The organism is Arenimonas alkanexedens, assembly GCF_054781355.1.
This window is the reverse complement of record NZ_BAAGUO010000001.1, coordinates 55,026-67,952: the sequence shown is the minus strand read 5'-3', so window position 1 is coordinate 67,952 and position 12,927 is coordinate 55,026. Positions and strand designations below refer to the sequence as shown.

Below are 12,927 nucleotides of genomic sequence, written 5' to 3'. Positions count from 1 at the left end.
GCTCGGCATGGCCGCGCTGGCCGCGCTGCTGGGCGCGATGGTGGAGCGGTGGCTGTTCTTCGCCGAAGCCCGGCACGTGGTGATGGTTTACTACTAGCCCAAAAACCACCCGCATTTTGTAGGAGGGCCTTCAGGCCCGAAGCTTTTCGGCGAAAAGCTTCGGGCCTGAAGGCCCTCCTACAGGGTTAGGGCAGGAGGGCGTCGGCGCCGCGGGCGACCAGCATGTCGGCGACTTGCGCGCCGAGCCTCTCGGGCTCGGATACGGGGCCGCTGGCGTAGCCGCGGACGGTCTTGCCGGTCTTGGCGTCGCCCACCAGGCCTTCCAGCGACAGTCGGTCTTTGTTGAGCGTGGCGTAGGCCGCGATCGGCACGTGGCAGCTGCCGCCGAGAACCCGGGTCATGGCGCGCTCGGCGCTGACGCAGGCACGGGTGTCGGCATGATCCAGGGCCGTGAACAGGTCGGCGATGTCGGCTGCGTCCTGGCGGCACTCCACGACCACGGCGCCTTGGGCAGCGGCCGGTATGAAGCGCGGCGCGGTCAGGCGCTCCCGGATGCGCGCCCCCAGACCCAGGCGTTCGAGGCCCGCACACGCCAGCACAATGGCGTCGTATTCGCCCGCGTCGAGCTTGGCCAGGCGGGTGTTGACGTTGCCGCGCAGGTCCACCAGCACCAGATCCGGGCGGTGTGCGCGCAGCAGCGCCTGCCGGCGCAGCGACGAGGTGCCGACCTTGGCGCCGTAGGGCAGTTCTTCGAACGCTTCGAACTGCACCGACACGAAGGCATCGAAGGGGTCGGCGCGCTCGAGGATGGCCGGGAGCTGGAAAGGCCCGTCCAGTTCCATGGGCACGTCCTTGAGCGAATGCACGGCGGCGTCGGCGCGGCCTTCCATCATCGCTACCTCCAGCTCCTTCAGGAACAGGCCCTTGCCACCGATCTCCACCAGCGGCTGGTCAATGGCCTGGTCGCCGCGCGTCGTCATCGGCACCAGCTCGACCTCCAGGCCCGGGTGGGCAACGCGCAGCCGCTCGGCGACATGGTTGGTTTGCCACAGCGCCAGTGCGCTTTCACGGGTGGCCAGGCGAATCTTGCCCATCGGTTACCTCTCCTTACAGATGTTTCAGTCGCTCGCGCAGCAGCGGCAGGCAGCGCCGGCTGACTTCAAGCGCGGCGGTGGAATTGCGCAGGATGGCGTGCACCTGGCCATCGGGCGAACGTCGCAGCTCGGCGAACTCTTCGCCTGCCACCAGGCAGTTGCGGTGGATACGAAGGAAGCGATCGGCGAACTCGGCTTCGAGCGACTTGAGCGATTCCTCGATCAGGTCTTCGCCGCGGGCGTGGTGGACGACGACATATTTTTCCTCGGCCTGCAGGTAGTGGATGTCCTCGACCGGGATCAGGCGCAGACAGCCGCGCAGGCGCGCGCTGAGATGGCTGCGCCGGCGCTCGGCGTCGGCCGGCAGCCGCTTGGCAGGCTCGCGCGAGGCGCGCTGGCGTTGGGCGCGCTCGAGCGCCTCTTCCAGCCGCTCTGCCCGGATCGGCTTGACCAGATAGTCGACGGCGGCGGCTTCGAAGGCGGCCAGCGCGTGCTGGTCGAAGGCGGTGCAGAACACCACCGCCGGCGGCGAGCTCAGCCCGGCCAGGTGCTGCGCGGCCTCGAGCCCGTCCATCACCGGCATGGCGATGTCCATCAGCACGCAGTCAACGCCCAGCGCCTCGGCCATTTCGACGGCCTCGCGGCCGTTGCCGGCTTCGCCCACCAGTTCGTGCCCGCCAAGCGCCTGCAGCAGCGCGGCCAGGCGCTGGCGCGCCAGCGGTTCATCGTCGACCAGCAGGAGTTTCATGCCGGAAGTATGCCCGAGGCCTGCATCACGTTCAGCCCGCAAGGAAGCGCTGGTGCATCCAGTCAGCCAGGTCGCGGATTTCTTCGGCGCAGACGCTGTGGGGCATGGCGTACACGTGCCAGTCGATGGCCATGCCCAGCGCCTCGAGCGCCTGGCGGCTGCGTTGGCCCAGGGACTCGGGCACGACTGGGTCGAGCTGTCCGTGGGCCATGAACACCGGCGTACCGAGTCCGGCCTTCGTGGCCTCGCCGGCCGTGGTGGTCGCCATCGGCAGGTAGGTGGACAGGGCGACCAGGCCGCCCAAAGCGGCTTCCCGGCGCACGCCGGCGGCCAAGGCGATGGCGCCACCCTGGGAAAAGCCGGCCAGCAGGATGCGCTCGGGCGGGACGCCAAGCGCTACTTCGTGGGCGATTAGTTCCTCGACCTGGGCGATGGATTCACGCACGCCCTGCTCGTCGGCACGCTGGTCGATCTCGAGGTTCCGGATGTCGTACCAGGCACGCATGCGGGCGCCGTTGTTGATCGTGACCGGGCGCACCGGCGCATGCGGAAACACGAAGCGCAGCTCCGGCCAGCCCGGGCGCAGCAGCTCGGGCACGATCGGGGCGAAGTCATGGCCATCGGCGCCGAGGCCGTGCAGCCAAAGGATGGACCAGCGCGGCTCGGGGCCGGTCTGGTGTTCGACGGTTTCGAGCAAGGTCATCGGCGCTCAGGGGCAGTGGCAGACCCGAGCATTATGCCCAGCGCGCGGCATCAGGCCTTACTTGACCAAGATGAGCTTGTCGTTGCGAGTGTGTCGCAGCCGGTAGACCTGGCCCGCGTGGCGGATCAGCACCTCGCGCACGCCGCGCAGGAGTTCGCGGCTATCGAAGGCCTGAAGCGAGGGCTCGGCGGCGGGCGCAGCGGGCGACGCGGAGGCCTGGACAGGTAAAGGCGGCAAGTTCATGGCGGGCTCCGGAGTGAATATCGCCTGTAATGATAATGGTTCGCATTTACATGTCAAGTCGGCCGCCCTTGTCAGGCTGCGTTCGCCCGGCCTAGGCTGGCTGCAGTCGCCGCAAGCCCAGGACGGGCCGGGCGAATCCCCGACTTTCCAGGATGGCCATGGACTTCAACTACTCCCCCCGCGTGCAGGCGATGCTGCGCGACCTGGGCGAATTCTTCGACACCCACATTTACCCGAACGAGGCCCGCTACCGCGCCGAGGCTGATCGGGCGCGCGCCGCCGGCAATGCCTGGACGCCTAACCCGGTGATCGAGGAACTCAAGCCGCTGGCGCGCGAGCGCGGCTTCTGGAACCTGTTCCTGCCCGAATCCGAACGCGCACCCGAAGGCCTGTCCAATCTCGAGTACGCGCCGCTGTGCGAGGTGATGGGCCGGGTGCCGTGGGCGCCGGAAGTGTTTAACTGCTCGGCACCCGACACCGGCAATATGGAAACGCTGGAGCGCTACGGCAGCGCGGAACAGAAGACGCGCTGGCTCGACCCGCTGCTTGCGGGCCGCATCCGCTCCGCGTTCCTGATGACCGAGCCGGAGGTGGCTTCCTCGGACGCCACCAACATCCAGTGTTCAATCCGCCGCGACGGCGACGACTACGTGATCGACGGCCACAAGTGGTGGTCGTCCGGCGCCGGGGATCCGCGCTGCGAACTGTTCATCGTGATGGGCAAGACCGACCCGGCCGCCGACGTGCACCACCAGCAGTCGATGATCCTGGTACCCGCGAATGCCCCCGGCATCCGCGTGATCCGCCCCCTCACCGTGTTCGGCTACGACGAAGCGCCGCACGGCCACATGGACATCGCGCTTGAAGGCGTGCGCGTGCCGGCCAGCAACCTGCTGCTGGGCGAAGGCCGGGGCTTCGAGATCGCCCAGGGCCGACTGGGCCCGGGCCGCATCCACCACTGCATGCGCCTGATCGGGCTGGCCGAGCGTGCGCTGGAATTGATGTGCCGGCGCGTGCGCACGCGCGTGGCCTTCGGCCGGCCGATCGGCGAGTTCTCGGTCTGGCACGAACGCATCGCCGAATCGCGCTGCCTGATCGAGCAGGCGCGGCTGCTGACGCTGAAAGCAGCGCAAGCCATGGACACCGTGGGTAACAAGGTCGCGCGCCGTGAGATCGCGATGATCAAGGTAGTGGCGCCGGCGATGGCGCAGAAAGTCGTGGACTGGGCGATCCAGGCCCACGGCGGCGCCGGCGTCAGCGACGACTTCCCGCTGGCGCAGTTCTACGTGGCCGCGCGTTCGCTGCGGCTGGCCGACGGACCGGATGAGGTGCATAACGGCACGATCGCCAAGCTGGAACTGAAGCGCTCCGCGCAAGCCGACGGCACGGTGCGGTAGGCGAGGCGCTGACTGCAAGGATGCTGATGCGAGGCAGGAATCGGTGGCTGCCCGGGGCACTGCTCCTTGGGGTGCTGGCCTTGGCCCCCGCCTGGGCAACTGAGCCTAAGACCCTGGCCAATACGGGGTGTGGCAATATCGCGGCCTGCGCTGGTCCAGGGCATGGCGCGTTGGCGACACGCCCGACTCTCAATGGCATTGCGAGCAAAACGTCATGACCACCAAGCACAACGACTCCTCCACGGAGCACAAGCAACACGGCGAAACGGGCAAGACCGGCCAGGTCGAAGATCCGGTGTGCGGCATGCAGGTGGATCCCGACAACGTGTCGCATCACGCCAAGCATGGCGACGCCGAATATCACTTCTGCTCGGCACGCTGTCGTGAACGCTTCCTCGCGGATCCGGAGAAGTATTTAGCGACGGACCGCAAGGATGCGGATCCCGCACCGAAGGGAACGATGTTCACCTGCCCGATGCATCCGCAGATCCGGCAGGAGGGCGCGGGTGCTTGTCCGATCTGTGGCATGGCCCTGGAGCCAGAACTACCCAGCGAAGACGACAGCCACGCGAAACAGGAAATTGCGTCCGTCGCGCGCAAGCTCTGGATATCGACATTGCTGTCCTTGCCCGTGGTCATCCTCGCCATGGCGCCACATATTGGACTTTGGCAGGCGCCGGCCTGGAGCCCATGGGCGGAGTTGGTTTTCGCCTCGGCGGTCGTGATGTGGGGCGGCGCTGCTTTCTTCAGCCGCTTCTGGCAATCCCTGCTCAACCGCTCGCCGAACATGTACACCTTGATCGGCCTCGGGGTGGGCGTTGCCTATGGCTATAGCGTCGTGGCCTTGCTGATGCCTGGCTTGTTCCCGCCCGCCTTCCGTGGCGTGGACGGGCGAATAGGTCTCTATTTCGAACCCGCTGCCGTGATCGTCACGCTGGTCTTGCTGGGTGAATGGCTGGAGCTGCGGGCCCGGCACCGCACCAGCGATGCGGTGCGCGCCTTGCTTGGTCTGGCGCCGAAGACGGCACGCCGCATTGATGACGAAGGCAACGAAGAAGACGTTCCGCTCGAAACGATCGAGAAGGGCGACCGGCTGCGTGTCCGACCGGGCGAGAAAGTCCCGGTTGATGGCGTGGTCCTGGAAGGCCGCAGCAGCGTCGACGAGTCGATGCTGACGGGCGAATCGATGCCTGTAGAGAAAACGGCAACGGATCTCCTCACCGGCGGCACGCTCAACCAGACGGGATCGCTGGTCATGCGCGCGGAAAAAGTAGGCAGTGAAACCCTGCTTGCACAGATCGTCCAACTGGTGGCGAATGCGCAGCGCACGCGGGCGCCGCTGCAGCGGCTGGCTGACCGCGTCGCCAGCTGGTTTGTCCCGGCCGTGGTGATGGCCGCCGTGCTGACGTTCGCGCTGTGGGCCTGGCTGGGGCCGGATCCGCGCCTGGCGTTTGCCCTGATCAATGCAGTTGCCGTTTTGATCATCGCCTGTCCTTGCGCACTGGGTTTGGCCACACCGATTTCGGTCATGGTCGCAACCGGCCGAGGCGCCCAGATGGGCGTGCTGTTCCGCGATGCGGAAGCCATCGAGATTCTGGAAAAAATAGACGTGCTGGTGGTCGACAAGACCGGCACGCTGACCCTGGGAAAGCCCACGCTGACCGATGTCGTGGTGCTTGGGGATGTAGACGAAAACGCCATTGTCGCAGCAGCCGCAGCCCTTGAGCGCGGGAGTGAACATCCTCTCGCGGCAGCGATCCTGGCCGGCGCCAAGCAGCGCGAACAGTCACTGCCCGAGACTTCGGATTTCCAGTCCCATACCGGCCAGGGCGTTAGCGCTGAGCTGGGCGAGGCGACCGCCGCGCTGGGCAACCGGGCCCTTATGGAAGCCCGCGGCGTCGCTATCAGTGACAGCGCCGCGGCGAAGGCCGAGGCGCTGCGCCGAGACGGCAAGACGGTGATGTTCCTGGGCATGGATGGCGTGCTCGCGGGTTTGCTGGCCGTGGCGGATCCCATCAAGGAAACCACCGCCGAGGCCTTGCGATCACTGCGGGCCGAACAGGTTGAAGTGATCATGGTGACGGGCGACAACGCGACGACGGCGAACGCCGTGGCAAAGCAACTTGGCATCGATCAGGTCGAGGCGGATGTACAGCCCGCGGACAAGGCACGCATCGTGGAGGAACTTAAAGCCAGCGGCCGGCGCGTTGCCATGGCCGGCGATGGTGTCAACGACGCGCCCGCGCTTGCGGCTGCCGACGTTGGCATCGCGATGGGTCATGGCACCGACATCGCAATGGAGAGCGCCAAGCTGACCCTGGTCAAGGGTGACCTGATGAAGATCGTTCATGCACGCGCGCTCTCGCGCGCGACAGTCCGGAACATCCGCCAGAACCTGTTCTTCGCTTTCGTCTACAACACCCTCGGCATCCCCTTGGCCGCCGGCGCGCTATACCCATGGACGGGTTGGCTATTGAGCCCTGCGATCGCAGCGCTGGCCATGAGCTTTAGTTCCGTGTCGGTGATTTCAAACGCTTTGCGCTTGCGCATGGTTCGCTTGGACAAGGCTGCCTGAGTGAGCCGGGCGAGCTGAGACCCGGACCGCCGTGATTCGGGAGGCCTTCTGTCGTAACGCATCGGGATCGATGCGGACGGGAATGTGGTGGTGGGGGCAATCAGCAGCGAATCCGTCTCCAGCCCAAGCTCCCCATTTTCAGGGCGGCGGGACCGCCCGTCGAGCCGCGTCAATTCCGCGGCGCGCGGCGCGTGTACTCGGTCCAACGACCCAGCGGGCGACGTGCTGCAGGCTGCCGTGCTCCGGTAAAGTCGAAGCCTCAGGCGCTGGCAGGCGCGAACCGGGATCGGAGATGACCCTGCCCTCCCCCCCCCACCCGTCCATCGAGTGATTCTTCCATGCAAACCGGCTTCGAACTGCTGATCCAGCGCGGCATTTTTTTTGATGGAACGGGCGCCGCGCCACGCGTGGCCGACGTGGGCATCCGCGATGGGCGCATCGTCGAAATCAGCACGCAGCCCTTGCCCACCGAAGGCGCCGCCCGCGTGATCGATGCGCAGGGCCTGTGGATCACGCCCGGCTTCATCGACATCCACACCCATTACGACGCCGAAATGCTGATGGCGCCGGGCCTGCATGAATCGGTGCGCCACGGCGTCACCACCTGCTTCGTCGGCAGCTGTTCGATCAGCATGATCTACAGCGATGCGGAAGACGCGTCCGACATCTTTACCCGCGTGGAGTCGATCCCGCGCGAGTTCGTGCTGCCCGCGCTGCGCGAGAAGAAGACCTGGAAGGACGCCGCCGGCTATATCGCCCACCTGCAGACGCTTCCGTTGGGTCCGAACATCGCCAGCTACATGGGCCATTCGGACCTGCGCGCCGCGGCGATGGGGCTGGGGCGTTCGGTCGATCCGAAGGAAGTGCCGAGCGAAGCCGAGCTGCAGTGGATGGAACAGCAGCTGGAAGAGGGCATCAGCCAGGGACTGCTGGGCATGTCGGGCATGACCAATCCCTGGGACAAGGTGGACGGCGACCGGTTCCGGTCGTCCGCGCTGCCGTCCGTGTACGCACGCTGGAGCGAGTACCGGCGCCTGCACCGGGTGCTGCGCCGGCGCGGCGCAATCCTGCAGTCGGCGCCCAACCTCAACAACCCCGTGAATGCGGTGTTCTACCTGTTCACCTCGGCCAGCCTGGCGCTGCGCCGCCAGCTGAAGACCACGTTGATCACGCTGATGGACGTGAAGGCCAAGCCCAAGCTCGACATCGTGATGGGCGCCGCCACGCGCGCGTTCAATGCGTTCCTGGGAGCCTCGTTCCGCTGGCAGGCTTTGCCGCAGCCGTTCCAGGTGTATGCCGACGGTATCGACTTCATCATTTTCGAAGAATTTCCGGCCGGCGAAGCAGCGCTGCACCTGAAGCGGGATTTTGATCGCCAGAAGCTGTTCTCGGACCCCGATTACCGCCGCCGGTTCAAGGCCGACTACCAGCGCAAGTGGGGCGGGCGCGTCTGGCATCGCGATTTCGGCGATGCGCACGTCATCGACTGCCCCGACCCGACCCTGGTCGGCAAGACCATCCGCGCGATCGCAGACGAGCGCGGCGCGCACGAGGTGGACACCTTCCTCGACCTGGTGATCGACCACGGCCCCAGGCTGCGCTGGTCCACCGTGATCGCCAACCACGACCCGAAGCGGGTGGCCATCAACGTCAACCAGTCTTGCGCGATCGTCGGCTTCTCCGATGCGGGCGCGCACCTACGCAACATGGCTTTCTACAACTTCGGCCTGTGCCTGCTGCAGATGGCCGTGCGCGACGCACCGGCGATGTCGCCGGAGAAAGCGGTGTGGCGCCTGACGGGCGAAATCGCCGACTGGTACGGCCTGGACACCGGCGTGCTCAAGCCCGGCGCGCAGGCCGACCTGGTGCTCATCAACCCCCGGGCGCTGAAGCAGGCCAAACTTGATGCCTACGCCGAGGCGCCGTTCGAGCTGTTGGGCGACATGCAGCGCGTGGTCAATCGCAACGACGGCTTGGTCAAGGCCACGATCATCAACGGCCGAGTCGCGTTCGAGGACGACAGGCCGTCACCGGCACTGGGGCGTGATGGTGGCTTCGGGCGGTTCATGCGGCGGTGAACGCTCGCATCCAGCATTCACTGCCGGCTGCGCGCAACGTGCCTATGCGCTGGGCATGCCTTCCCGAACCGCTTCCGCCTATTTGAGACTATCGTCGGCCGTTGCCTTGCTGATGTTGGCCGTGTGCCAGCGCGGGGCACCGGGCGCGCCGACGAGCGCGGCAGCGCCGGAGAAAAGACCGTCGAAACGCCCCATTTCGCCTGCCGAGAGGACGCAGCGGGGGCAGACCGCAGCCATTTCCCGGCGCCGCTGCTGGATTCTCGCTGCCCCGCGGTTAGCGGGTGACTGATTGGTGGGCCCACCAGGACTCGAACCTGGAACCAAGGGATTCACGTTGCCCGGGAGTTTCCTTCCGGCGTGGACTATCTCTTCACCCTTCGCCGAAGCGAGTGGGGTGCGGGACGCTCTAGCCTGTCATCAAGGGCACTAAAGCCCCCAGGTAGTCTCTGCACCTTCCGGCGGTGTACCGCCGGCTTGGCTCAGGATTGCCGCCGGCCGTGTCGCCACGCCGCTGCGGTTTCCCTGAATTCATCCCGTTCTCGTCCGCCCGTTACCGGACGGCGACACCTTTCGATGAGTCCCCTGCTCTAACCATTGAGCTATAGGCCCTGACACGGTGCAATCGTACGGTTGATGTCGCGTGGGCGCCAGATGGAAACGAAAACGGCCGCTTGCGCGGCCGTTTTCCCCTCTCCCCGGCCCTCTCCACAAGGGGCGAGGGGGAAAGGCGCTTACTCGAGGTCGAGGAAGCTGCGGAGCTGTTCCGAGCGGGTCGGGTGGCGCAGCTTGCGCAGGGCCTTGGCTTCGATCTGGCGGATGCGCTCGCGGGTGACGTCGAACTGCTTGCCGACTTCCTCGAGGGTGTGGTCCGTATTCATGTCGATGCCGAAGCGCATGCGCAGCACCTTGGCCTCGCGCGGCGTCAGGCCGGCCAGCACGTCGCGCACGGTCTCCATCAGGCCGAGGTTGGTGGTGGCCTCTATCGGGGACTCGATGCTGGTGTCCTCGATGAAGTCGCCCAGGTGGCTGTCTTCGTCGTCGCCGATCGGGGTCTCCATCGAAATGGGTTCCTTGGCGATCTTGAGCACCTTGCGGATCTTGTCCTCGGGCATCTCCATCTTCTTCGCCAGCTCTTCCGGGGTCGGTTCGCGACCCATTTCCTGCAGCATCTGGCGGGAAATGCGGTTGAGCTTGTTGATCGTCTCGATCATGTGCACCGGGATACGGATGGTGCGGGCCTGGTCGGCGATCGAGCGGGTGATGGCCTGGCGAATCCACCAGGTGGCGTAAGTGGAGAACTTGTAGCCGCGGCGGTACTCGAACTTGTCCACGGCCTTCATCAGGCCGATGTTGCCTTCCTGGATCAGGTCGAGGAACTGCAGGCCGCGGTTGGTGTACTTCTTGGCGATGGAGATGACCAGGCGCAGGTTGGCCTCGACCATTTCCTTCTTGGCCTTGCGGGCCTTGGCCTCGCCGTAGGCCATCGCGCGGTTGATTTCCTTGATGTCCGGAAGGGTCAGCCACAGCGAATGCTCGATGCCGATCAGCTTGTGCTGCTCGGCGACGATCACGTCCTTGTACTCACGCATGCCCGAGGACCACTTCTGCTTGCGACGGATAACGTCGTCAGCCCAGTCCAGGTTGACCTCGTTGCCCGGCCAGGCGCGCAGGAAGTCCTTGCGCGGCATCTTGGCGCTGCGAACGCAGATGTCGAGGGTGCGGCGCTCGTGTTCCTTGATCGAGTTGACCACTTCGCGCAGCTTGCGCACGAACGCGTCCATCAACGCCAGCGGCAGCTTCAACCGCAGGAACTCTTCGGCCATTTCCTCGCGGACTTTGATCGACTTCTTGTCGGTCGCGCCGTACTTGGCATGGGTTTTCTGGAACTTGGTGTACAGGCCCTTGAGCGTGTCCATCCGGCGGCCAACCTCGGCCGGGTCCGGACCGGTGTCGACGACGGTTTCTTCTTCGTCGCCGCCCTCGGTTTCGTCCGCTTCTTCCTCTTCCTCGGTCTCTTCGGCCGCGGCGACCGGCGCCACTTCTTCCGGCTCTTCGATATCCAGGAAGCCGACCACGACCTCGTTCAGGCGCTTCTTGCCCTCGAGGTGCTGGTCATAGTCTTCGAGCAGCAGCTGGATCGACCACGGGAAGCTGGCCAGCGAGGTGTGGACCTGGTTCAGGCCTTCCTCGATGCGCTTGGCGATGGCGATTTCGCCCTCGCGGGTGAGCAGCTCCACCGAGCCCATCTCGCGCATGTACATGCGCACCGGGTCGGTCGTGCGGCCACCCTCGCTGTCGAGCGCGGTGAGCGCGGCGGCAGCTTCTTCGGCGGCGGTGTCGTCGGAATCACGCTGCGACGAGGAATCGGAGAGCAACAGCGTCTCGGCATCGGGCGCAACTTCATGCACCTCGATACCCATGCCGTTGATCATGCCGATGATGTCTTCGAGCTGCTCGGCGTCGACGATATCGTCGGGCAGGTGGTCGTTGACCTCGGCATAGGTCAGATAACCCTGCTCGAGACCTTTACTGATCAGCTGCTTGATTTCGGACTGCTGAGCCGGACGATCGTTGGCCATTGAGGCATCCCGCGACTGGGAAAATGGAACCGCGCAGTATACAGAAACCGCAACCCCTTAGCTAACCTTTTGATTAACAGGGGGAAAACGGACTGCCCCAGGGGGGCTCAGGACTGCAGGCGGAAGGTTACCGGGCCGTCATTGACCAGGCTCACCGTCATGTGGGCGCCGAAGCGGCCGGTTTCAACCCGCGGATGGGCGGCGCGGCAAACTTCGACCAATCGCTCGAAGCCAAGGCGGGCATCCTCGGGCGTCGCCGCGGTGCTGAAGCCGGGCCGCATCCCGCGGGACGTATCGGCCGCCAGGGTGAACTGGCTGACCAGCAGCAGGCCGCCGGCCGTGTCGGCCAGGGACAGGTTCATGCGGCCTTGGGCATCGGCGAACAACCGATAGCCGAGCAGACGTTCGGCCATGCGGGCGATACGGGCTTCGTCGTCGCCGGGCTCCACCGCGACCAGGGCCAGCAGGCCGGCGGCAATGGCGCCCACACGCTCCCCGTCGACGACGACGCTGGCTTCGGTAACCCGCTGGATGAGGGCGATCATGGCGCGAGTGTAAGGCGCGCGGCCGGCGCCGGGCATCCCTTACACTGCCGGCATGCCCGGTATTTCCTTCGCCAGCCGCCTGCTGTTCGCCGTCGCGTGGTGCGTGGGCCGGCTGCCGCTTTCGCTGCAGCAGCGCCTGGGCGCGGCGCTCGGTCGCTTCTCGCACTGGCGCGACACCCGTGAGTCACGGGTTGCACGCCGCAACCTTGAACTGGTCCGCCCCGAGCTCGATGCCGACGCGCGCGAGCAGGCGGTGGCCGGCATCCTCGGCGCCACCGGCCGCAACGCCCTCGAGACACTGCGCATCTGGACCCGTCCGCGGGCCGACAACCTGGCGCTGGTGGCTTCGGTACACGGCGAGCCGCAGCTGGCCGCGGCGATGGCCGCCGGGCGCGGCCTGATCCTGGCCGCGCCGCATTACGGGAACCTTGAACTGGTAATCGAATTCATGGCCGCGCGCGGCCCCTTCGCCCTGGTCTACCGCGTCCCGGACAGCCGCGTCGGCGACGGCTTCCTGCGCCTGGCCCGCGGCGGCGAGAACATCACCCTGGTGCCAGCCGAAGGCAATGCCATGCGGCCACTGTGGAAGGCGCTCAAGGCCGGCGGCGTGGTCGGCATCACGCCTGACCAGCAGCCCAAACTGGGCGCCGGTGAGTTCGCGCCCTTCTTCGGCCGCGCCGCGCTGACGCTTAGCCTGATCCCGCGCCTGGCCGAACGCAGCGGCGCCGCCGTGGTGTTCGCCTACGCCGAGCGACGACCGGACGGACGCTTCGATCTGCACTTCGAGCCGGCCGCTGAAAGCCTCGGCAGCGCCGATATCGCCGCCGCCACCGAAGCCATGAACGCCGGCGTCGAAGCCATTGCCCGGCGTGACTTCAGGCAGTACCAATGGACCTACAAACGCTTCACGCTGCGGCCACCCGGCTCCGGTGAAATCGATCCCTATGGCCCAGCTTGCAGGTGAC

The 12,927-nt window shown here is 66.2% G+C and carries 10 protein-coding genes; 4 read left to right on the top strand and 6 right to left on the bottom strand.

Annotated elements, in window-relative coordinates:
- Positions 1 to 185 precede the first annotated feature (185 nt).
- From hemC to hemP, 4 genes are read right to left on the bottom strand one after another with little or no spacing between them, the layout of a single operon-like run.
- Positions 186 to 1,094: a hydroxymethylbilane synthase gene (hemC, locus tag ACYVGY_RS00280; protein WP_460455489.1), complete on the bottom strand. Its 909-nt coding sequence runs from the start codon at positions 1,092 to 1,094 to the stop codon at positions 186 to 188.
- A 13-nt stretch (positions 1,095 to 1,107) separates the two neighbouring features.
- Positions 1,108 to 1,842, bottom strand: a complete 735-nt coding sequence (locus ACYVGY_RS00275; RefSeq protein ID WP_460455488.1) for a LytR/AlgR family response regulator transcription factor — start codon at positions 1,840 to 1,842, stop codon at positions 1,108 to 1,110.
- 31 nt (positions 1,843 to 1,873) lie between these two features.
- Positions 1,874 to 2,545, bottom strand: a complete 672-nt coding sequence (locus ACYVGY_RS00270) for an alpha/beta hydrolase (protein ID WP_460455487.1) — start codon at positions 2,543 to 2,545, stop codon at positions 1,874 to 1,876.
- Between the two features lie 57 nt (positions 2,546 to 2,602).
- Positions 2,603 to 2,788, bottom strand: a complete 186-nt coding sequence (hemP, locus tag ACYVGY_RS00265; protein WP_460455486.1) for a hemin uptake protein HemP — start codon at positions 2,786 to 2,788, stop codon at positions 2,603 to 2,605.
- 158 nt (positions 2,789 to 2,946) lie between these two features.
- On the opposite strand from hemP, the gene ACYVGY_RS00260 reads away from it, so the two are divergent.
- From ACYVGY_RS00260 to ACYVGY_RS00250, 3 genes are all read left to right on the top strand, one after another.
- The gene (locus tag ACYVGY_RS00260) at positions 2,947 to 4,185 is read left to right on the top strand and encodes an acyl-CoA dehydrogenase family protein (RefSeq protein WP_460455485.1); all 1,239 of its coding nucleotides are present in this window, start codon (positions 2,947 to 2,949) and stop codon (positions 4,183 to 4,185) included.
- 214 nt (positions 4,186 to 4,399) lie between these two features.
- Positions 4,400 to 6,760 (top strand): heavy metal translocating P-type ATPase, encoded by a 2,361-nt coding sequence (locus tag ACYVGY_RS00255; RefSeq protein ID WP_460455484.1) that lies wholly within the window; start codon positions 4,400 to 4,402, stop codon positions 6,758 to 6,760.
- A gap of 338 nt (positions 6,761 to 7,098) precedes the next feature.
- Positions 7,099 to 8,838, top strand: a complete 1,740-nt coding sequence (locus ACYVGY_RS00250) for an N-acyl-D-amino-acid deacylase family protein (protein WP_460455483.1) — start codon at positions 7,099 to 7,101, stop codon at positions 8,836 to 8,838.
- A gap of 731 nt (positions 8,839 to 9,569) precedes the next feature.
- On the opposite strand, the gene rpoD is transcribed toward ACYVGY_RS00250, so the two are convergent.
- Together rpoD and dtd are read right to left on the bottom strand one after the other, a co-directional pair.
- Entirely contained in the window at positions 9,570 to 11,417 is a 1,848-nt protein-coding gene (gene rpoD / locus ACYVGY_RS00245) for an RNA polymerase sigma factor RpoD (RefSeq protein WP_460455482.1), read from the bottom strand.
- A 107-nt stretch (positions 11,418 to 11,524) separates the two neighbouring features.
- On the bottom strand, positions 11,525 to 11,962 hold the full coding sequence (dtd, locus tag ACYVGY_RS00240) for a D-aminoacyl-tRNA deacylase (protein WP_460455481.1): 438 nt from the start codon (positions 11,960 to 11,962) through the stop codon (positions 11,525 to 11,527).
- Positions 11,963 to 12,014: 52 nt separating this feature from the next.
- Here dtd and ACYVGY_RS00235 point away from each other — a divergent pair, with 52 nt between their 5' ends.
- The gene (locus tag ACYVGY_RS00235) at positions 12,015 to 12,926 is read left to right on the top strand and encodes an LpxL/LpxP family acyltransferase (protein WP_460455480.1); all 912 of its coding nucleotides are present in this window, start codon (positions 12,015 to 12,017) and stop codon (positions 12,924 to 12,926) included.
- Position 12,927 lies beyond the last annotated feature (1 nt).

What these genes read in the sequence shown, in the direction of transcription:
- hemC (WP_460455489.1), bottom strand. Translation starts at nt 1,094, where the DNA reads ATGGGCAAGATTCGCCTGGCCACCCGTGAAAGCGCACTGGCGCTGTGG.
- ACYVGY_RS00275 (WP_460455488.1), bottom strand. Translation starts at nt 1,842, where the DNA reads ATGAAACTCCTGCTGGTCGACGATGAACCGCTGGCGCGCCAGCGCCTG.
- ACYVGY_RS00270 (WP_460455487.1), bottom strand. Translation starts at nt 2,545, where the DNA reads ATGACCTTGCTCGAAACCGTCGAACACCAGACCGGCCCCGAGCCGCGC.
- hemP (WP_460455486.1), bottom strand. Translation starts at nt 2,788, where the DNA reads ATGAACTTGCCGCCTTTACCTGTCCAGGCCTCCGCGTCGCCCGCTGCG.
- ACYVGY_RS00260 (WP_460455485.1), top strand. Translation starts at nt 2,947, where the DNA reads ATGGACTTCAACTACTCCCCCCGCGTGCAGGCGATGCTGCGCGACCTG.
- ACYVGY_RS00255 (WP_460455484.1), top strand. Translation starts at nt 4,400, where the DNA reads ATGACCACCAAGCACAACGACTCCTCCACGGAGCACAAGCAACACGGC.
- ACYVGY_RS00250 (WP_460455483.1), top strand. Translation starts at nt 7,099, where the DNA reads ATGCAAACCGGCTTCGAACTGCTGATCCAGCGCGGCATTTTTTTTGAT.
- rpoD (WP_460455482.1), bottom strand. Translation starts at nt 11,417, where the DNA reads ATGGCCAACGATCGTCCGGCTCAGCAGTCCGAAATCAAGCAGCTGATC.
- dtd (WP_460455481.1), bottom strand. Translation starts at nt 11,962, where the DNA reads ATGATCGCCCTCATCCAGCGGGTTACCGAAGCCAGCGTCGTCGTCGAC.
- ACYVGY_RS00235 (WP_460455480.1), top strand. Translation starts at nt 12,015, where the DNA reads ATGCCCGGTATTTCCTTCGCCAGCCGCCTGCTGTTCGCCGTCGCGTGG.